The organism is Robbsia andropogonis, assembly GCF_034047095.1.
Taxonomy (GTDB): Bacteria; Pseudomonadota; Gammaproteobacteria; order Burkholderiales; family Burkholderiaceae; genus Robbsia; species Robbsia andropogonis.
Map to the genome: position 1 here is coordinate 767,469 of NZ_CP139164.1, position 20,264 is coordinate 787,732.

At 60.6% G+C, this 20,264-nt stretch carries 12 protein-coding genes; 2 read left to right on the forward strand and 10 right to left on the reverse strand.

What is annotated here, in order from left to right:
- Window positions 1–241: 241 nt before the first annotated feature.
- Window positions 242–1,132, reverse strand: a complete 891-nt coding sequence (locus tag SJQ66_RS03275; RefSeq protein ID WP_157685083.1) for a sensor histidine kinase — start codon at window positions 1,130–1,132, stop codon at window positions 242–244.
- A gap of 768 nt (window positions 1,133–1,900) precedes the next feature.
- Between SJQ66_RS03275 and SJQ66_RS03280 the strand changes: the two genes are divergently transcribed.
- Window positions 1,901–3,958 carry a tetratricopeptide repeat-containing glycosyltransferase family protein gene (locus tag SJQ66_RS03280; RefSeq protein ID WP_024904082.1) on the forward strand — a complete coding sequence of 686 codons (2,058 nt, stop codon included), beginning with the start codon at window positions 1,901–1,903 and terminating at the stop codon, window positions 3,956–3,958.
- 107 nt (window positions 3,959–4,065) lie between these two features.
- Here SJQ66_RS03280 and SJQ66_RS03285 read toward each other — a convergent pair whose 3' ends face one another.
- The 6 genes from SJQ66_RS03285 to SJQ66_RS03310 all read right to left on the reverse strand — a co-directional run bounded on the left by SJQ66_RS03285 (window position 4,066) and on the right by SJQ66_RS03310 (window position 13,467).
- On the reverse strand, window positions 4,066–6,741 hold the full coding sequence (locus SJQ66_RS03285) for a hypothetical protein (protein WP_320533605.1): 2,676 nt from the start codon (window positions 6,739–6,741) through the stop codon (window positions 4,066–4,068).
- Window positions 6,742–6,751: 10 nt separating this feature from the next.
- Window positions 6,752–7,180, reverse strand: a complete 429-nt coding sequence (locus SJQ66_RS03290; protein ID WP_024904084.1) for a type III secretion system chaperone — start codon at window positions 7,178–7,180, stop codon at window positions 6,752–6,754.
- Window positions 7,177–7,638, reverse strand: coding sequence for a type III secretion system chaperone (locus SJQ66_RS03295; protein WP_024904085.1), 462 nt, complete (start codon window positions 7,636–7,638; stop codon window positions 7,177–7,179). Before SJQ66_RS03295 ends, SJQ66_RS03290 begins: the two co-directional genes overlap by 4 nt.
- A gap of 10 nt (window positions 7,639–7,648) precedes the next feature.
- Window positions 7,649–8,089, reverse strand: coding sequence for a type III secretion system chaperone (locus tag SJQ66_RS03300; RefSeq protein ID WP_046152515.1), 441 nt, complete (start codon window positions 8,087–8,089; stop codon window positions 7,649–7,651).
- Between the two features lie 95 nt (window positions 8,090–8,184).
- Window positions 8,185–10,869: an MGH1-like glycoside hydrolase domain-containing protein gene (locus SJQ66_RS03305; RefSeq protein WP_024904087.1), complete on the reverse strand. Its 2,685-nt coding sequence runs from the start codon at window positions 10,867–10,869 to the stop codon at window positions 8,185–8,187.
- 33 nt (window positions 10,870–10,902) lie between these two features.
- The gene (locus SJQ66_RS03310) at window positions 10,903–13,467 is read right to left on the reverse strand and encodes an amylo-alpha-1,6-glucosidase (protein ID WP_024904088.1); all 2,565 of its coding nucleotides are present in this window, start codon (window positions 13,465–13,467) and stop codon (window positions 10,903–10,905) included.
- A gap of 502 nt (window positions 13,468–13,969) precedes the next feature.
- Between SJQ66_RS03310 and SJQ66_RS03315 the strand changes: the two genes are divergently transcribed.
- Window positions 13,970–16,450 (forward strand): sensor domain-containing phosphodiesterase, encoded by a 2,481-nt coding sequence (locus SJQ66_RS03315; RefSeq protein ID WP_024904089.1) that lies wholly within the window; start codon window positions 13,970–13,972, stop codon window positions 16,448–16,450.
- A gap of 16 nt (window positions 16,451–16,466) precedes the next feature.
- Here the strand turns inward: SJQ66_RS03315 and SJQ66_RS03320 are convergent, their stop codons facing one another.
- The 3 genes from SJQ66_RS03320 to SJQ66_RS03330 are packed head-to-tail and all read right to left on the reverse strand — an operon-like array spanning window position 16,467 to window position 20,237.
- Window positions 16,467–17,879: an SAM-dependent methyltransferase gene (locus tag SJQ66_RS03320; protein ID WP_253464062.1), complete on the reverse strand. Its 1,413-nt coding sequence runs from the start codon at window positions 17,877–17,879 to the stop codon at window positions 16,467–16,469.
- A gap of 16 nt (window positions 17,880–17,895) precedes the next feature.
- Window positions 17,896–18,744 carry a DUF1365 domain-containing protein gene (locus tag SJQ66_RS03325; protein WP_024904091.1) on the reverse strand — a complete coding sequence of 283 codons (849 nt, stop codon included), beginning with the start codon at window positions 18,742–18,744 and terminating at the stop codon, window positions 17,896–17,898.
- Window positions 18,741–20,237 (reverse strand): NAD(P)/FAD-dependent oxidoreductase, encoded by a 1,497-nt coding sequence (locus tag SJQ66_RS03330; protein WP_320533606.1) that lies wholly within the window; start codon window positions 20,235–20,237, stop codon window positions 18,741–18,743. The genes SJQ66_RS03325 and SJQ66_RS03330 overlap by 4 nt, the downstream gene beginning before the upstream one ends.
- Window positions 20,238–20,264 lie beyond the last annotated feature (27 nt).

A 20,264-nucleotide genomic window follows, 5' to 3' on the forward strand; every position in this document is an offset into this window, starting at 1 on the left:
TAGCCCGGACGGCTTCATGGATGGCCGTCCTGAAAACATGCCCATTTGCCAGCTCACTGTTTGCATGCGCGTCGCTTGCGCGACCACTGCGACATGAGTGGTTCGATTCCTGTTATACGTATCACGCCGTAAAAGAGTTCACCAATTTTGTCAGAAAAACGTACCAGGATACTGCCGTGCTCTTGTCGCGGGGCTCGATGGCGCGACATGCTCACGTTCCGCCTGGGTGTTCCTGCTGTTTTCAGCGTGGCGAGCGGCGTTCCTTCGGTTGCGGCCCGATCCACGGCAATGCTGCTTCCACGATCGTACCGGTCACGTCCGGTTTGCCGGCATGCAGTGCTTCAGGCTGGGGCGCGTCCGCCACAACCTGGTCGATCAACGAAAACCGGCCGCCCAACGCCTCGCAGCGTTGCCGCATGCTTTCCAGGCCGACGCCGTCTGTGTGATGTCGCACTATTTCCGTTTTGTCGCTGGGTGATGCACTTGCCGTTTTCTTTACGTCGACGTCATCGAACGCTTCCTGTGCCGCGCGCTCGGCACGGGCCCTGCGTGCCGCGGCGATGCCGCGACCATTGTCCGAGACCATCAGGCGTACGCCCGTTGCTAGCACGGACAGCGCGACCGTCGCAGATGTCGCCTGCGCGTGCTTGACCACGTTATGCAAGGCTTCCTGGCAGATTCGCCATACCGCAGTAGCTGACGCCTCGTCCATTGGTGCAAGTCGGGGGTCGGTCTTGCAGTCAAAAGTAATGTGTAGTCCGCTACGCTGACTGAAGCTCTCCACCCAATCCTGGAGACGGGCAACGAGGTCCGTGGCCGGGGGCAGCGTGTGTCGATCGTCTATCAGGCGCCGCATTGCCGCGAATGCCGCATCCAATGCCGTTTCCGCGTCGGTAAGTGCTCGGGCGGCCTGGGAATTGGGGACAAAACCATCCGATACCGCCACCCTGCTGAGTGAAATGCGCAACGCGGTAAGTTCGGCGCCGAGATCGTCATGGATATCGCGCGCCAGACGCACGCGTTCTTCGTCACGCAACACGACGCCCATCATGCCGGGGGCAACGGGAGCGCCGGAGGCGGCTTGTTCGGCAACATCCGATGCGGGCAACTTAGCGCGCAAAGAACCCGCCATGCGTTGATTTTTCGAGGACAACACGATCGATGCGTCTGCCACGTGATCCTTACGGTTCGTTCCAGCAGATATCGGTGAATCGGATACGACATGCCGGTGAGGCACCTGACATCCACCGTTTGCGCATCCTGCCACCGATGAATGCCGTTATTTATAAGATACCGCATTCAGGCAGTGAGGCGTGTAGGAAAAAACCTCGCTTTCTGTTCCTGAAATTCCGACGGCAGACCGGATCATAGCGTATTTTTGAGACTAATATGACTGCTCAAATTACGAAGCCGCGCGGTTGTGCGGTGTACGCAACATGCAAGGCGCAGGCCCGCCGGACAGGCCACTTCGACAGTGTTCCCTATATCCCATCATTTTAGAGCGCGCGAAGTGTGATTGACTGGACGCGGCAGTTATATTTTCAAAGGGTGTTCCCAGGATATGCGCCGCGTAAAATGCGTTCGATTAATACAAGCGTTTTGTCGGAATAATTCCTATTGAAAAAGTAAGATGCACAGCGATCGAAAATGAACGGTTTACGCGCACGCGCAACGATTAGTAGTCAGGGTGTCGTGAAAGGTGCGGATTCTGCCGGATATTGATGACATCCTGATGTAAACGGTGGCAATGCGCTTGGCTCGGCGTCAGGACGACAACAGGAACGAAACGTAAGCACGATGGGTCATTTCTTGCGATTCACGGGCGTGCGCATGGCGATCAATGCACTTAACGCCTTGATCCGGTATCGTCACGGCTTGAGTCTGTCATCGAGAGAATGTGATGCTTCCTGATCTTTCCGTGCTACCTCTGCCGCTGGCGGTGTCTGCCCCGCCGGCGTCACCGTCGTGGCGCACGGTGGTTACGGAAGCAAGTCGTCTTGCCGGTGCGAGACTGCGCTTGCTGTCTCCGGATGGTGGCGTCGACACGATCGCAAACGCACTGCTTGACCTGGCGTTGGCGTATGCCGCGGCTGCTCGCCATGCCGACGCCGTCGCACACTGCGCGCTTGCTGGTGAGCTAGCCGGCGATGGGATTGAAAAAGCGACGCAAGCGGGCGAGTCACGGGACGCGGCGCTGCATGTTACGCAACAGCGCGCCGCTTATTTGCGCGCATGCATGCTGGCGCAAGCGGAACGCTTCGACGAGGCGGCGGATGCGTTCCAGGCGGTTGAGGGGCGGGAAAGTGCCGTGGAAGATATCACGCGGTGGCAGATGGAGGCAGGCATCGGGGCAGCCTTGTGCCAGGCCACGCTCGGCCGCGGCCTGGAGGCGCGCCGAACGCTGGACAGTGTACTGCCGCGTTTGCAGACGTGGATCACCGCGGGACACGATGGTGCGCTCGAGCAGGACGCACGGATGCTGATGCTGCGTTTCGGCTTGGCGCAAGTGCGGATGCTGCTCGCCTTGCATCGGCCGCTCGAGGCATTACGCGTGCTGGAGCAAGTCGAGGTAATGATGCCGACACCGGATTTGCCAGGCGACGTGGCGTCTCATGGTGATCCGGGCAAGCCAGTCGATGCGATGGCAGGGCAGGTGGCGTTGTTACGCGCGGCGGCGTTCCTGTCACTGGACAAGCCAATGCAGGCGGTGGCGCCTTTGGAGACGATTTTCGTCACGCGGCCGGACGATCCGGCGGCGCTCGTTTTGTATGGGCAGGCCATGTCCGCGCTCGGCGAGTACGCCTTCGCGGTGGATCGCTTCGAGGCCGCGTTACGCGCGATGCCGCGTTTTGCGCCGGCGTATCGGTATATGGCAAGTGCGCTCGCCATGCAGAAAAGTGATGACGCGGCGCTTGTTTGCTTACGTGCCGCGCGGGACATTCGGCCTGATTTTCCCGAGGTGTGGCTCGATGAAGCTGGTATCCGCTTGCGTCTTGGCCAATTGCGGCGTGGGTTTGCCGCATATGAATGGCGCGATGGCGCGCGACTGGCTGCCCGCCGCAGCGATGCGTATTGGAATGGTGACGACGTCTTGACTGGACGGTCTTTGCTGGTCGCCGCCGAGCAAGGGCTGGGCGACGCTATTCAATTTCTGCGTTATATCCCGTTGGTTCGGCCTCTGGCGCGGGACGTGATCGTCGAGGTGCCGGTTCCGCTATGGCGCCTGGTTGCCGCCTGTGCGGACGCATGGGGCGTGCGCGTGATTCCGCGCGGCGAGCCGTTGCCCGATTGTGATCGATTCACCTTGCTGATGAGCCTGCCGTATGCAATGCAAACGACGCTGTCAACGATACCGTCCAGCGGGCGCTATTTTGCCGCCGCACCTGCTTTGAGTCTATCGCGGCCGAGGCAGCCTGACGGTTCGGGCCCTTTAGAAGACATGCCGTTCGAGGTCGTGCCGGATGGGGTGCGCCGGTTGCGCGTTGGACTGGTTGTGTCCGGCAATCCGGAGTATCGCAACGATGCATTTCGCTCGATGCCCCTATCGATGTGCGCGCCGCTGTTCGCGTTGGACGGGGTGGAATGGATCATGTTGCAGCCCGCGTTGCGCGACGCCGATCGGCAATGGATCGACGGACAACGAGAAGCCGGGCACGCCTTGCACTGGCGTCCCGGGCTACTGGAGAGGCAACAAGGGGATTTTGCCGATACCGCCGGGCTGATAGAAACGCTCGACCTGGTGATCAGCGTCGACACGGCGATCGCCCATTTGACTGGGGCGCTCGGTGTGCCGGTGTGGATTCTGTTGCCATTTGTCGCCGACTGGCGCTGGCTTAGCAACCGAAGCGATAGTCCCTGGTATCCGAGCGCGCGCTTGTTTCGGCAACCGGCATTGCAGGATTGGCCAGCCGTGATCGCCGAGGTCGCCGCTGCATTGATGCAGCGGCTGGATGGTTGAACGGGCCCTTAGTACCGTGCCCCGTACGTCGGAACGCGTGGCAACGGGCGTCCGAATCAAGCATGTCAGGCGATATCAGCGCCTATGAGTCAGGATAAACGCATCGATCAGACGCGACCTGAGAAGAAGGTCGGGTTTTGCCAATTTCCCAGTGCCGCTACCTGCGCCTGATCACCTTTATACAACGTTATTTCGCGTTGCAATTCGTTCACCAGCTCGGCTTGCCGCAGTCGCAGACGTTCCTCCGGCCACGTGGACCGGTCCTGTCCCTGTGTTACAGGTTGCGGTTCGGAGCTATGGATGGCGTTGTGCATCTGCATCAGCATGTCCGACTCGTCACCCAGCGCCGCGAATACCGGCGCGGCATGCTTCTCGATGAACGACATGTGCAATTGTTCCGTTCCGTCGGTGCCCAACCGGATTTCAAACCGCATGCCATGCATACCTTGCGGCATGCCTTGGCGATGGTCGTCGATCGTGAAGCCGACCGACTGCCGGCCTTCCGTGCTGTCCATGGCGCTGGTGTGTGCGGAGGGCACATTCATCAAGAAGCTGTAAAGCTTGCGATCAGGATCGTTGATGGTAAGGCTGCCGTCAGTATTGCGCGTCACTTGGGGCACGGTCCTCGTTGGATCGTTCGCGTGTCCGGTCGGTGCGATCGACTCCAGGTACCAGGCGAGGGCGCGCGCGGTCGTCAGCGTGGCGGCTGCCGCGTAGGCGTTGCCCTCTGTACCTATCTTTACCGCGCCAAACGCTTGCCCTTCCTGGTTGATCAACGCAAGCGCCAGGTTTTCGCCCATGTGAAATTGCTTGCGCACTTCCAATGTGTCGATTCTGGCACCGTGCGCTTCCGCACGTTCCCGGGCACGGACGTCGATACCCCCGCTCAACAGCGTGTGTGGAGGTGCTTTTTGCAGCGCTCTCAGCATATCCCGTGCGTTGTGCGCATAGGCTTGCTCCGCCTTGTCCGCGGCGCGGCGTTCGAAGACGTTCGAGAGGTCCTCGACAAAGCGGCCGATGTTTTCCAGACCACGTGCGATCGACGCAAAGGCGGACGAGAATGCGGCGCGAGCGCGATCCGCCAAGCCCAGCGTCTGCGTGCGTGCCGCGCCGTCACTGATCTTGACTTGGTGCAGTACAGGTGCAACCGGGCTGACTTCGCCGCTCTCGATTTTCTCGAGTGCTTCGGTGACGTTGGACAGCTCGGCCTGCAGTGCTTGCAAGCGCGGGGTGCGGGCATCCGACACGACCAGCGCACGCGCCTCGGCGGTGAACCGTGCGCGTTCCTGACCTACGAGATCATCGAACCGCGCCATGTCTTTCTGGACGTCGGTCAGCGTAGCCTTGATCAACGTGCGCGCGGCATGGTCGGTGGCGAGTTCCGGATAATCGGCCAACGCGCTCAAGCCCAAGTATCCACCGCCCAACAACGCCAGAGCCTTTAACGGTAATGATGCGGTGACCGTGCCCACGGCATCCCCGACGACCGCGACGCCCGCGCCTGCCGCGGCGATTCCCAAGGTCGGCATGACGGCCGATAAGGCACCGCGGGCCTGGTGGTACCAGCGCACGCCGGTATCGGTGTAGTTTAGTTGCGGTGCGTCCAGCAGTTCCTTGGGTTGCTTACCGGACTTCGTCGCGAGATCGTACCCTAACGCGGTAAGTTGCAGGTTCAGCTTGTGCATCTTGTCCCGGATACCCGAGGACACTTTTTCGGCTTCCTCGAGATTTCGGTTGGCCAGGGAAACGGGGGCGGCCGGGGTGGCATCGGTCGAGGATTGCACCGTTTCTTGACCGGTGAGCGCTGCCGGCAATGCGTCTACCAAGGCATCTTTTGCAACGGTGGCCACACTGCCGACTACACCGCCTGCCATACCGACGACCCCGCCCATGACACCGGCGGCACCACCCAGCATCCAGCCACCGAAACCAAGTGCCCGCGCCATCAGCCCGGCTTGCTGTTCCTGTATCTGGTTTTCGGAGGCATCACGCGCGCCCTTGTCACCCAGTGCCAGCGTTGGTGTTTCATCCGGCCTTATGAAGGTGCTTAACGACATCAACGGGATATCCAGTTCGTCGTCGAGTTGCAGCACGACCGGCCTGACGTTTTGTGCACCATCAGATGCCGGCAGCCCGCCAATGACGTTTTGCGGTACGCCATTCACACCGGGTTTGCCGCCATCGATGTTTTGGTACACCGGCGTAGCGGTTTCGTCATCGTCCGGGAAGTCCTCGAAAATCTCTTCATCATCATCCGGGAAGTCGTGAAACACGTCGCCGTCGCTGTCCGCTTCCGGCGCAATGGTGTCGGCTGCTTCTTGCTTGGTCAGTACCGCGGCGCCTTTGTTCTTGTCTTCTGTCGAGACGAGCGTCCACCCGTCGAGTTGCGAGTCGGCGCTCACGGCGGTATCGTTATCGTGGATGGCGGACGCCAGCAGCGTCCATCCGTCGACTTCGGCATGGGCTTTGGCGTTGGACGTCGGTGCCGGGTCCTGCGCCACGGCGTGCTTCGGCGTGCTTCCGAAACCCGTCAATGCACCTGCCGCGCCCCAGACGTTGCCCATGAGCCCCAATACGTTGCCAAACATGCCGCGCGCGTTGCTGCTATCGTTCAACAATGCCGTGCGGGTTCCGCCGTCGCCGACGCCCACCATCGTGCCCTGCATGGCGCCTGTTCCTGGCGAGGTTGAATGCGATGAGTAAGCCGGCGATGTCGTCGCGTCCGAGGACACAATCGACGTCGTACTGTCGGTGACGCCAGGTAATCCTGAAAAACTAGCCACAATACATTCCTTATACGTTAATAGCTGGCAAATTGACGGTGTGACGGCCTTGAACGATCTCTCGCCACAGCACTGCCACATCGATGAAAGCATCGATCGTGACGGCGAGCGAGCCCGCGTCACATCCGGCGAGTGGTACGCGGACGCACAGCAACACCGCCCCCGTGCCGGATTGCACGCCCAGCGTGCATCCACCCGTTCCGGCCCACAATGCGTTTGCTTCGAGCATCAGAAGCAGCAAGCGGTCTTTGGGCAGTTGCGGGTCGAGCTGGCCCAGGCTGGTGAAGAGCACCACATTGCCTTTGTCTTCATCGCCTTCGGCGCTCAAGCCGATCGACAGACCGAGCGCGCGTAGTTCCTGGTTGAGTACGAGGTCCGCTGCGGGCTCCAGGCCAACCAACAGCGCATAGTCTTTGAGGAGTTGCTGATAACGCGTCATGACTGTATTCCTGAAAGCATGTCGTAGAGGTTGGCAGCGCTGGATCGTGACACGCGTTGCGTGCCGTGTGTCAACGCGGGTGCCCAAGCCAGTGCGGCCTCGGCCTGGTTGCGGCAAGCGCGTGCCAGCATTGCCGGCGGCGTATCCACGGAATGCCGCTGTTCCAGCACGAGTTCATCGGCGCCGAGTTGAAGCGCGAATGTCGCTCCAGCGGTGGCAGGCCCTAATGTGTTTGCTTGCAAAAGCAGGCGCAGCAGGTCGATCGACGGTTCGGGCGGTAGTGGGCCGATCTTGCAAGCACATTGGATGGTGGTGGCCCCTGCGTCTTCGGTCGGCGAAAACGTCAATATGACGTTGCCAACAACCAAGGTCTGGCATGCGGTCAGCGCTTCGGCATCCGCACCAATTTCCAGTGCGAGCGCCTTTAGCGCGCCAACGTATTTCGGGTCTAATGACATGAAAGGGTCCTCAGGCGTGCGGTTCCAGTCGTTCGTTATGCTCGAACATTCCCGTCAGTTCCGCGGCCCAGGCTTGCGCTTGTTCGCGCAAGCCGGCCAACATCGCGACTACGCGATCGGGGTCCAGCGAGGCCAGGCGCGCGGTCTCGCTGGCGATGACGATACGATCGCCGCGCAAGCCGAGGGTGGCGCCCCGTGTACCTGCCCAGAGGTTATTGGCGTGCAGTAGCAGACGACATACGGCTTCCGATGCTGGTGCCGGCAAGCGAACCACTTCGCATCGCACGACCATGCGGTTTTCGGTGTCGTTTTGAGGATCGGCTTCAAGAGCAAAGTCGATGCGGCGCCCGTCGATCGTCAAGCTTTGCGCTTGAACAAGGGACGATGGATCGATGCCGGGTAAGTGGTGCGCCAATGCCTCTAAGAGGGCAAGATAGGGCGTGTGGACCAAGGGAGTCTCCTACGATGGGGCACGCCGACCTGACGCGCCTCCTTCGTAAGGAACGGGTTTTTACTTATGGTTCCCTTGTATCCTGACTGGCGGCTTTAGTCCTTCTTCGGCCGTTCCTCGAGCAGCAATGCCACGAGGCTTGTCCAGCCGCTTTGATGGGCCGCGCCAAGTCCGCGACCGTTGTCGCCATGGAAATACTCGTGAAACAGCACTAAATCCGCCGCTCGCGGATCGAGGCTGAGGCCCGGATAGGCCTGCATCACGGGCCTTGATCCGGTTTCGTCTTTTCGGAACAAACGACAGAGCCGGTCAGCCAGCGCGTTCGCGATTTCCCTTAGCGAGAGCATCTTGCCTGAGCCGGTTGGATATTCGACACGGAAATCGTCGCCGTAATAGCGGTGGAACTCATATAGCGACTCCACCAGAAGGTAGTTCACCGGCATCCAGATTGGCCCGCGCCAATTCGAATTGCCGCCAAACGTCCGCGTCACCGATTCCGCCGGTGTGTACTCGATGCCGAACGACTCACCATTATGATCGAGCGCGAACGGCGCATGCTCATGAAAGCGCGATAGTGAACGAATACCGTAGTCGGACAAGAATTCCGTCTCGTCAAGCATGCGCACCAGAAGGCGTTTCATGCGATGGCCACGCAGCAGCGATAGCAGTAACGTATTCCCGCGCCCCGGCTCATACCAGCGTGATACCAATTTGGCGAGATCGGGGCGGTGACGCAGAAACCATCGCAGCCGTTCTTCCAGACGCGGCAGTTTGTTGACAGTTGAAGCATCTAGAACATGTACCGCAAACAATGGGCTCAGTCCGACAATCGAGCGCACGCGCAACGGCAGAGAATTGCCATCCGGTAATTTCAACGCATCGTAGAAGAACTGATCACGATCGTCCCACAAACTGATATGGCCACTCGCGGCGCCGTTGATGGCTTCCGAGATATATAAAAAATGCTCAAAGAACTTGACCGAGATGTCAACATACGCCTCGTTGGTCGTTGCCAGTTCAAGGCCGATTCGCATCATATCCAGCGCATAGGCCGCCATCCAGGCCGTGCCGTCCGATTGATCGATCCGGCCGCCGGTAGGCAACGGCGCCGATCGATCGAAGATCTGGATATTATCGAGGCCAAGGAAGCCCCCCTGAAACAAGTTGTGACCTTCGGCGTCTTTTCGATTGACCCACCATCCAAAATTCAACAATAACTTGTGGAAGGTCCGCTCCAGGAACAGTCGATCCGGCCGCCCGGTGAGCTTCATATCCATTTCGTACACGCGCCAGGCCGCCCAGGCATGCACGGGTGGGTTCGCATCGCCGAATGCCCATTCGTACGCCGGCAACTGGCCGTTTGGATGCATGAAACGATCTTGCGTCAGCAAAATCAGTTGCTTCTTCGCGAAATCCGGATCGACGACGGCGAACGCGACTGCCTGGAACGCCAGATCCCACGAGGCATACCATGGATATTCCCAGGTATCCGGCATTGAAATGATGTCGGCGTTCGAGAGATGCCGCCAGTCGCTGTTGCGACCTTGCTGCCGCTCGGCGGGCGGGGTGGGTTGCGAGGCGTCGCCGTTCAACCACCGTTTGACGTCGAAATGATAAAACTGCTTCGACCAGATCAGCCCGGCCAGCGCCTGCCGATGGATCACCTTGCCATCGGCATCGGGCACATTCCTTTGCAACGCCGCATAGAATGCATCGGCTTCCGCGATGCGCTGCGTGAAAACCTCGTCGAAGGACTGGGCGGGAGCGAAGCTGTTCGTCTCTCGCTTCAGTCGCATGCCGATCGTGCGTTTTTCGTGTCCCGGCATGTCCAGGCGCCAGTGCGAGGCCACCTTGCTGCCAAACGCGTCGGCACCTCGCCGCACCGCCTCGGTCTTGCCGTCGATCACGAAATCGTTGATGCCGTCTTTGAACGGTCCCTCGCCAGCATCGCCGAACAGTCGCTCGATATTGGTTTCGTTTTCGCAGAACAACCATTGTGGCGGTGCACCGGATGCGTTCCCGGTCTGGGGTTGCACCGACCACCGGTAGCGGTGCGGCAATTCCGGATTGCGTGCGATAACGGAATCGCCATCGAGGCGGATTTCCGGCTTTGCACGAGCGGTGTCCCATGACCACGTATTGCGTGCCCAGAAATGGGGCAGGACATGCAGCACCGCTGGCCGCGGACTGCGGTTCTCCACCGTCACCCGCATCAGGATGTCTTCCGGCGTGGCTTTCGCGTATTCGATCGTGACATCGAAGTAGGCGTCGTCTTCGAAGACGCCGGTGTCCAATATCTCGTATTCAGGTTGCGTCGGACCTCGCCGGCGATTCTCGTCGACCAGATCCGCATAGGGAAACGTCGCATGCGGATACTTGTACAGCATCTTCATGTACGAGTGCGTGGGCGTGGCGTCGAGGAAGAAGTACAGTTCCTTGACGTCCTCGCCATGATTGCCTTGTTCGTTTGTCAGCCCGAACAGACGCTCTTTCAGGATGGGGTCTTGACCGTTCCACAGCGCGACGGACAGGCACCAATTCATCTGCTCGTCGGCAAACCCGCCAAGGCCGTCTTCGCCCCAGCGGTAGGCGCGGCTGCGCGCGTGGTCATGGGGAAAGCTATCCCAGGCCGTGCCGCCCGGGCTGTAGTCTTCTCGCACCGTACCCCACTGCCGCTCGCTGAGATAGGGGCCCCAGCGCCGCCATGTCGCCGGGGAGGCGGCGTGCAGGCGTTGTCCTTCGGTGGTATCCAGTATGGTCTGTGGTGGTGCGGCGGACATCTTCACTCCTCTGGCAAAAACGACAAGACAAGACTAGATAAACTGGACGGTACTCGCGGCCGAGGGGTGACGCAGCAATACTTCCAGCCGCAGGCGCTCCGCGAGCGACCAGGCCTGGAACGGCGCGCCGCGTGGCGTATGCGGCGCATCGCCATCGGCGATCTCGCTGATGTGCCCGATCCCGGCCGACGCCAAATGGGCGTCGAGCGGGGCGATGAAGCGCCGGCGCGCCTCGTCCGCCACGCGATCGAGGTCCAACTGCGCATGGCCATGCGCATGCACGCGTAGCCAGGCTTCGACAAAAGGACCGGTCAGCCAGGGCCAGACCGTGCCCTGATGGTAAGCGTTGTCACGCCGATCCGGCGGGCCCTCGTAGCGGCCGATGTAGCGCGGATCAGACGCGGCCAAGGTGCGTAATCCCATCGGGGTCCACAAATGCCGTTCGACATGCGCCACGATCGCGCGCGCCGTCGGTAAGTCGACAACCGGATAAGGTAGTCCACCCACCGCGAAGATTTGATTGGGTCGGAGACTGGCGTCGACCCGGCCGGCTTCGCCGTCCGCATCAACGCTATCGTATAGTCCCCGGTCTTGCACGTCGTCCAAAATTCCAGCGACCTGGGAGGTGGCCTCTGGCGCGTCCGGTGCCGGGATGAAACGTCGCGTGAAACTCGCCTGTGCTTGCGCGGCCAACGCGCGCCATTTTGGGACCCATACGCCGACGATGCGTAAGGCGTTGATCCATAACGCCTGGATTTCCACCGGTTTGCCGATCCGCGGGGTAACGGGGCGAACGCCTATGCGTGCGTCCATCCAGGTCAGTTGCGAGCCGGGTACGCCCGCGAACAACAGGCCATCGGTGTCGGCGTGGATGCCGAAGCGTGTGCCGGCGGCATAGCCTTCGACGATCTGCTCCATCGCCCGATGCAGGACCGGCTGTAGCGGATGCACCGACGGATGGGTTGTCCCGGTTGCCGCGGCGCTGGGACCGGGGGCCGCCTGTGACGAACGTGAACCCTTGTTGGTGAGCATTGCCCAAGCCTGCCCGTCTTGCGTACCGCCATCTGGATGGTGATTCAGGAAAGCATGTGCGGCAACGATGAACCAAAGCGACGCATCCACGGCATTGTATTCCGCGGGCGCATCAGGATTGGCGTCATCCGTGAAGCGATTCGGCAGCATCCCGTGATCGACCACGGCAGCCCATTCGCGCAATATTTCTCCCGCGAGCGTGACATTGCCGGTAGCCAACGCGATGCCGCGCAAGGCGATGAACGTGTCGCGCCCCCAGTCGGTGAACCACGGGTAGCCCGCGATAACCGTGGCGCCACCGCCACGCTCGACAATGTAGTGGTGGACCGCGCGCGATAGCGCGGCGAGCGGGTCGCCAAGGGGATAAGGACTCGCGGTGAATACATCGTTCTTGGCGACGGGAGGCGTTTGTCGCGGCGTTTGGGACAAAACATCGGTAATGCGGCTGGCTTGCTCTGCCCGCGCCGTTTGTTCGAGAAAGAGGGCTCGCTGTACATACTCTCGCACACGCACGTCACGGCTGTCCCCGGCGCGTAGCACCATCAAAGCTTGGTCGCCCGGATCGCCAAATGCAAACGTGAAAATACCCGGCGAAGCCAGATCCTCGGTATCGTCCAAGCCACGTAACGATTCGTCATGGTAACGGAACCGATCGAACCATTCCGGATCATGCTGGTAGGTGCCATTGCTGAGCACCGATACCGCCGGCCGGTCTTTGTATGGTCGCCAACTGATGCGGCCGGCCTGGCCGGACGGTGTGAAATCGAATGTGTCGTTGCGTTTATGCAGCGCGTGATAATCGCGTATGCTCAAGAGCGGGCGCACGCGCAACCGGGCACCGGCAAGCACGCCGGTTCGATCGTGCGCCGACCATCTTAAAATGACATCGCCGCTTTGCCCCGCGCTGCATACCTCGAAGATGACGCTGTCGCCGTCGTCTGGAAGGCGGCCCCCCTTTGCCCCCGGCTTGGCGGTAGCCGTCGACGCGACAGGGCCCAGCGCGTAGCGCCATGTTGGCCAGGGGGTTGCGGAAAATGCCCGGAGCCGGCGCCAACCGTCGGGGTGTAGCGTATCCGGCGCATAGGCCTGGGTCGTCAGGGCAATGACGTCGCCTTGCGCGGTCTCGATCCATGCCTCGACGCCGTTCATCAGCACCAGACGCCCGGACGGCGGGAGCGATGCGCACAACAACAGTGCGTGATAGCGCCTTGTACGCACACCGTAGCGGGTACCCGACGCAAAACCGCCGAGACCATCCGCTTCCAGCCATTCGTCACCCGATGCGCGGGGATCCCCCGCATCGGGCCGCAGGAGTTCCCATGCTTGCGTGCCGGTTTGCTCAGACTGTATCGGATCCGCTGCCACGTCTGGTGCCTTTACGACCTGCGCCGTGCTTGAGGCGGCGAGGGGCGTTTTACGCTTTCTGCTCGCACTTTTTGCACCCTTTGCGCCACTGCTGTCGTCCGCGGTCGGAACGGCGGCGGATGCGCCATCCGCTGCCGGCGCGGTATCACTGGCGCGTTTCCGCGACGTCTTGCGTTGCCGGGACTCCGTCTCTGTCTTCATTCGCCAATCCTGTCCTCGTCTCTTTGTAAAAGGATATCCGAGCTTGTACCCCGATGTCGCCAAACGAACGAACGGTCGATCAATGGCAGGATGGAGCAGGTTAATTTGCCGGACGCCATCGTTCCGCTTGACGCTCTGGTGGAGTCAGAGGCTTACCGTATCACGGCAAGACCATCGGAATACCCGCCGTGCGCGACGAATCAATCGTTTGTCTTAATTTCCTCTGGATAGCATCTTATAGGCATCGCTGATAAGCTGCCATGAAGCTGCGACACGTTTTACTGTATGCCTGCCCGTCGAATAAAAGATAAGATGCGTGGCAAGTTTTTAAGATGAAACGGGAGCTGTAAAGAAACGTCTACCGTGCGATCAATAAAAACACGTTTAAATAACGTTTCGCGAGAATGCTATGGCGGTTTACAATGTTTGTGCGTTCAGTATCTTCTAAAGTAGTACAGAATGTGTCTTCTCCTGAAAATCGATCCTGCTTGCACGACATCCGATGGTCCATCCGATACCTGATGACGAGAATGCACGATTAGCGGCGTTGCGGGAGTATGGCCTGCTGGATACGCCGCAAGAGGAGGCGTTCGATCGCATTACGCGGTTGACCGCCCGCATCTTCAACACATCGACGGCCCTGATCACACTGGTAGCTGAGAATCGGCAGTATCTAAAGGCCTGTACCGGGTTCACCGTGATGGAGACGCCCCGGGAGATGTCGTTTTGCGCCCACCTATTGCGCCAGCCCGACGTCCTGGTGATATCCGATACGTACGACGACCCGACTTTCCGTCATCATCCATTCGTCACGCAGAACGCGCCGTTCACGCACCCTGCACCGGTGCGTTTCTATGCCGGCGCGCCGTTGCGGGCGCCTGCTGGTCATACGTTGGGGACGCTCTGCGTGCTGGATGCGCAACCGCGAGGTCCGCTATCGGACCTTGAAAAGGGCGTGCTGCGTGATCTCGCCAGCTTGGTGATGGACGAGTTCGAATTGCGCCGCCTGCAACGCGCGGCATCGGATGGCGGTGCGGTCTTTACCGCGCGCGCGGCCCGTTCCAACCATGCGGTTTTGATACTCGACACCCACGGCAGGGTGATCGACGCCAATGCGCGCAGCGCGGCCACGTTTGGTTACGACACGGATGCGTTGCTGGGTAAGCGGATCGACGCGCTGATCAATCACGCCTGGCAGGCGGTGATGGTGTTGCGCATGGACACCACCTGCGTCGGTGAGATGGCGCCGGCCGTCTCACCGACGCAGACCCGCGATTTGCGTGCTACACGGAGTGACGGTACGTCGCTGGCGGTCGAGATGTTCGTCGCGTCTCTGCCGGTGCAGACCGTGCCGATACCGTTCAGTGCGATGGCCCCGGATCAGCCGTCGGAGCGGAATGGTCGGATGGGTTGGGTAGCTCATTCCGATACGGTCGACCCGCATCGCGATGCGGCCCTGGCGACAGCGGTAGACGTGCAGCGCTTCGATGGATATGGTTTGGTGATTCGCGATCCGGCGCGCCGTCGCAAGCTCGAATCGGACTTGTATCGTCTGGCGCGTCTCGATCGCCTGACCGAAATGGCAAACCGCGATGCGTTTCTCGATCGTTTAAACGACATCATCTCGGAACGACGCGCGCCAAGCGACCTGCTGCTGATCGATTTGCATGAGTTTCGCATGGTGGCTGACTCGTGGGGGCCGACGATAGGCGATCAATTGATGCAAGTGATCGCCAACCGTGTACGGGAAATCACGTGTAATCCCGAGGCGGTCGATCATGCGCAGTGCATGGCTGGACGGGTTGGTGAGAACGCGTTTGGCATCTTGTTATGGCCGGTCCCCGAGGGGGATAAGACCGTATCGGCGCAGCAACATCCCGGACGCTCGACAACCAACGTCGCGGAGAAGGCGACGATGATGGGACAGGATTTCCTGGCGCAAGTACGTATCGGCCCTTTGTGTGATCGCTTGATTGCCGCGATTGGACGGCCCGCAAGTGTCCAGGGGCACAGCGTATCCATCAGTGCGTGTATCGGTTCGGCCTCTTTTCCGGCCGATGCGAAAGATGCGAATGAGTGGTTGTCCAACGCGGACCTGGCTTTGTTTCAGGCGAAAGCGTCTGATCCAGCGACCTACCGGTTTTTCGTCCCGTCGTTACGCGAAACGGTGCTGCGACGTCGCATTCTGGAATACGAACTCGGCGAAGCGGTGGAAAACGGGCAGTTGGAATTGTTCTATCAGCCGCAGGTCGATCTTGCAACGGGGGAGGTGCTCGGCGCGGAAGCCTTGCTGCGCTGGCGGCATCCTTCACGGGGGCTGCTCGCGCCAATCGATTTTCTGGATGTCCTCGAATCCACCGCCCTGGCCGCAACGGTCGGGGAACGGATTATCGCCACGGCTTGCGAGCAAGCGGCGCGCTGGCGCAATCGCGGCTTTCCGCAGTTCCGGATGAGCGTCAATTTGTTCGGTCGGCAAGTGACCAGTGGCAATCTGGTGTCGCAGGTCATGACGCCGCTCGCACGCTTCAACTTGCCTCCGGATGCGATCGAGATCGAGTTGACCGAGTCGACCATTCTGCGGCGTGACAGCGTCACGCTCGAGCCGCTTCGTGAACTTCGCAATGCCGGCGTACGGATTGCATTCGATGATTATGGGACGGGCTATGCCTCATTGAGTCTCCTCAAGGATTTCCCGCTGACGCGTTTGAAGATCGACCGCGCTTTCGTGACAAACCTTGTGCATGATGCGGCGGACGCCGCCGTGGTGCAGGCGATCATCTTTCTTGCCAAGCATTTTGGCTTGCACGTCATTGCGGAAGGGGTCGAAACCGAAGAGCAAGCCGTGCGCCTGCGCCAGTTCGATTGCCCGCAGGCGCAAGGCTATCTGTACGGCAAGCCGGTTAGCGCTGAGGAGTTTGAATTGCGGCATCTGCGGATGCCACACGCATTCCCTAGCGAGCCGCAGCATATCCTGACTGTGTAGCGACGGGGCGCGGCGTTCAGCCGGCGGTCCCGATGATGTCGATTGCGCGGGTGGGCACGCTTTCTCCGTCGGGCATTGCGCCGCCACGTCGATATTGATACAACCCGACATTGATCGCACCCGCGGCGAATCCTCCCTCGCAATAGGCAAGATAATATTCCCAGAGTCGGCGAAAGCGCTCGTCGAAACCCATCGTTCGGATGACGGGCCATTTGTCCAGGAAACGCTTACGCCATTCGGCAAGCGTGGCTGCGTAGCTGAGGCCGAAACAGCGTTCTCGCAAGAGCGGCAAGGATACCGCGTCACCCAGCGAATGAAGATGCGATGGCGCCGGCAGCATGCCGCCTGGGAAGACGTAGCGTTGAATGAAGTCGACATCATCGCGGTAAGCATCAAAGCGCGATTCGGCGATCGTGATCACCTGGAGCACAGCGACGCCGCCTGGGCGGAGGCATCGCGACAGCGCGTGGTAGTACGTCGACCAATACGTTTCTCCAACGGCTTCGAACATTTCGATTGACACGACACGATCGAACGTACCCTGCACGTCGCGATAGTCCTGAAGTCGAACCGTCACTTGGTCCATCAATCCGGCGGCCATCACGCGCGCGGTGGTTTCATCGAACTGCGCTTGCGACAACGTCAATGCCACCACATGGCAGCCGCGTTGCGCGAGCCGAATCGCCAACGCTCCCCATCCGCAACCGATTTCGAGTACGCTCTCCCCGCCCTGCAACATCAGCAGACGTTCTATTTCGTCAAGTTTGCGCGCCTGCGCGGCCTCTAGTGTCTGCCGCATGTCTGCTGACTGCCCGGGTGGCACGTCGCATGGATAGATGCCGGACGAGTAGCACATCGATGCATCCAGCCACGCTTCGTAAAAGGCGTTTCCAAGATCATAGTGTTCAGCAATGTTGCGTCGGCTGCCGCACCGCGTGTTTTCACGTCGCTTGTGCTTGCGGTGGTCGGCGAGGCGCCGCCACCAGGTGCCGGAAAGCGTGCCGTCCAGCGCATCACGGTTACGCGCCGCCAAGGCGATCAAGGCAGCAATGTCGGGACTCGACCAGTCGCCGTCGATGTAACTTTCGGCAAACCCGATATCGCCGTCGCGTAGCAGGCGCAGCAGCATGCGCCACCGATGTAACACCAACGTGGCGTGCGCGCCGGGCGTCTGCGGGTCGGCATCGGCGTCTGCTTTTCGCTCCTCCCCATACCGCTCGGATGCGGGGCTATGCGCTACTACTACGCCTTCCGGAGTAATCACTCGCAAGTTTCCCCATTCCAGACGCGCCAACAGGCGTTGCAGGACGGCGGTACCCACGCGTTGCAATAGGCCGCCGCGCCGTGATCGCGGGGAAGGCCCCGCATCCTCTTCGCGGGAGAGCGTGACCTGCCGCGGTTCCAGTGATTTATATCGGGTTGCGCACATGGTGGATGGAATCCGGCTAGTGATGAATATCGGGCATGTCGCGCGTGGTGCCGTCCGCGGCCACGACACTCAATGGTGCAGGTATGCCTGGCAGCGGATGGAACGTTGCACCCTTGCGCCAGATGAACAGGGCTTCCCAGTGGATGCCGGCCACTACCTTCAACGTCAGCAAGGGGTGTGTGAAGAACGTCCGGAGCAACGTGGCGTCACTGAACGTCCGACGGTGCGCGACGTAGGCGGCGTCGAGCATCGGCTTGCCATCGGGGCGTTGGCCTTCACGCCCCTGCAGGCGGGTGTCGATTGCAATCGACAAGCGTGCCGCCGGTGGCGTCACCCGGAAGATATACCGCATTCCGAGCGGCAGAAACGGCGAGACATGGAAGCGTTTGTCACATGTCTGACGGATCAGTTGATCGGCGCCATGGCGATGCGTGGCATCAACGGGGATCACATAGGTGTGTCGTTGGCCAAATGTGTTGTTGACCTCGTAGATGATCGCAATGACGACGTCGGCGTCATCGTAGCAGTAATAGACGGATAGGGGATTGAACGCGTAACCGAGGACGCGCGGCATGCATAACAGTCCAATACGATGGATGCGGCTTGCTGTGTCTGGGTGCGCGAGCATGACCCGCGCGATGGCCTGATCACGCAACGGCAGGGCGCTGCCATCGCCATGATCCCGGTCATGAAATGCAAACACATTGAAGCGGTTACGGGAGAAAAAACGGCAACGGCGGGCCGTTTCGTCCAAGCGATCCAGATCGAGGAACACCGAATACACCCGATAGCGCAAGTTGTGTACCTTGGGCGCATGCCGATGATGTGTGACGATGCCTGTATAGAGCGCGGCATCCTGTCTCATGGCAGGGCCTTTTCGGAAGGCGCCGTAGCAGGGGCGGGGGCCCCAGGGGGCGATAGGACGCAGCTCGGCGCGCTGGGAACGGAAGCGGGCAAGGCGGCACTCGCCGGATCGATGATCGACGGCCCGATGGTGTTCGTGGTACCGGGTTTAGGGATTCCGGTGACAGCGCCTAGCGGGATGCGGCCGGATTCGTTCGCCACCGTCCAGGGGCGACGAACGCCTCCCAATTGTTCGGCCACGGCCAGGCCGGCTTGCAAGCCGTCCTCATGAAATCCAGCCCCGAAATACGCACCGCAATACCAGGTGCCGCGATGTCCCTGCAAGGACCATAACGCGGGTTGCGCCCGAGCGGTCGCCTGATTGAATATCGGATGACTGAAGCGGCGTTCCTGGTACCGCAACGCATCCGCCGGTGCGCGTTGCGGGTTCAACGTGACAAACAAGGGGCAGGCCGGGTCGAGGTGCTGAAGACGGTTCATCCAATAGGTCAGGCAAACGGTCTCGGGGCCATCGGCGTGCTTGCTGTTCTCGGACCGCCCCAGATAATTCCAGCTCGACCACACGGCACGCCGTCGCGGCATCAGCGTTGCGTCGCCGTGCAGCACGACAGTGTTATCGGCGTAGTGAAATGGGCCCAGAATACGTGTTTCCGCCGCATCGGGGTCGTCGAGCATGGCGAGCGTCTCATCGGCATGTGAAGCCATGACAACGGCATCATACGACGCACTATGCCCGTCCGTGCCTTGGATCCAGACCTGGCCGGTCCGCGTGAAGTCGTGCCTGGAGACGTGCGCGGCCGCGCCCCGTTGAGCGATGCGCGAGCCATAACCGGCGGTCAATCGTTTCACATATTCACGGCTGCCTCCCCGTACCGTGCGCCATTGCGGCCGATTCCGCAGCCGGAGCAAGCCATGGTTTTCACAAAAGGTGACGAACGCCTGAGCCGGATAGTCGAGCAATTGCGCCGCCGATGCCGACCAGATCGCGGCGGCCATCGGCAGCAGATGATGATTCAGAAAGGCGTCTCCGTAACCCTGGCTTTTCAGCCAATCGCCAATGCTCATGTCGTTAAAGCGGCCGAGATGACGGGGCGCTTCGTGATAAAAGCGCAGTAGGTCACGGAGCATGGACCAGAATTGGGGCGATACCAGGTTTCGGCGTTGCGCGAACAACGTGTTCAGATTATCGCCGCCATATTCCAGCGCACCATCATCGAATGACACCGATAGCGACATGTCGGTTGCCTGTGTCGGGACATCGAGGTGCGCGAACAGTGCCGTCAAATTGGGATAACAAGGCGTGTTGTAGACAATGAAACCCATGTCTACCGGCAACTGCGCTCTGTGCGCATCCGCGACCTCGACGGTATGGCTGTGTCCGCCGAGGGTAGCGCACTCGTAGACCGTCACCCGATGACGTTCCGACAGCAGCCATGCCGCGCTCATACCGCTGATGCCTGAGCCAATCACGGCGACCCGCAACGGGCGATGCATGGCCGACTGGCCGGGCATTTTTGCAAC

Bases quoted from the DNA above. Each gene is read 5' to 3' on its own strand.
- SJQ66_RS03275 (WP_157685083.1), bottom strand. From the start codon at position 1,132: ATGGCGGGTTCTTTGCGCGCTAAGTTGCCCGCATCGGATGTTGCCGAA.
- SJQ66_RS03280 (WP_024904082.1), top strand. From the start codon at position 1,901: ATGCTTCCTGATCTTTCCGTGCTACCTCTGCCGCTGGCGGTGTCTGCC.
- SJQ66_RS03290 (WP_024904084.1), bottom strand. From the start codon at position 7,180: ATGACGCGTTATCAGCAACTCCTCAAAGACTATGCGCTGTTGGTTGGC.
- SJQ66_RS03295 (WP_024904085.1), bottom strand. From the start codon at position 7,638: ATGTCATTAGACCCGAAATACGTTGGCGCGCTAAAGGCGCTCGCACTG.
- SJQ66_RS03305 (WP_024904087.1), bottom strand. From the start codon at position 10,869: ATGTCCGCCGCACCACCACAGACCATACTGGATACCACCGAAGGACAA.
- SJQ66_RS03310 (WP_024904088.1), bottom strand. From the start codon at position 13,467: ATGAAGACAGAGACGGAGTCCCGGCAACGCAAGACGTCGCGGAAACGC.
- SJQ66_RS03315 (WP_024904089.1), top strand. From the start codon at position 13,970: ATGGTCCATCCGATACCTGATGACGAGAATGCACGATTAGCGGCGTTG.
- SJQ66_RS03320 (WP_253464062.1), bottom strand. From the start codon at position 17,879: ATGTGCGCAACCCGATATAAATCACTGGAACCGCGGCAGGTCACGCTC.
- SJQ66_RS03325 (WP_024904091.1), bottom strand. From the start codon at position 18,744: ATGAGACAGGATGCCGCGCTCTATACAGGCATCGTCACACATCATCGG.
- SJQ66_RS03330 (WP_320533606.1), bottom strand. From the start codon at position 20,237: ATGCATCGCCCGTTGCGGGTCGCCGTGATTGGCTCAGGCATCAGCGGT.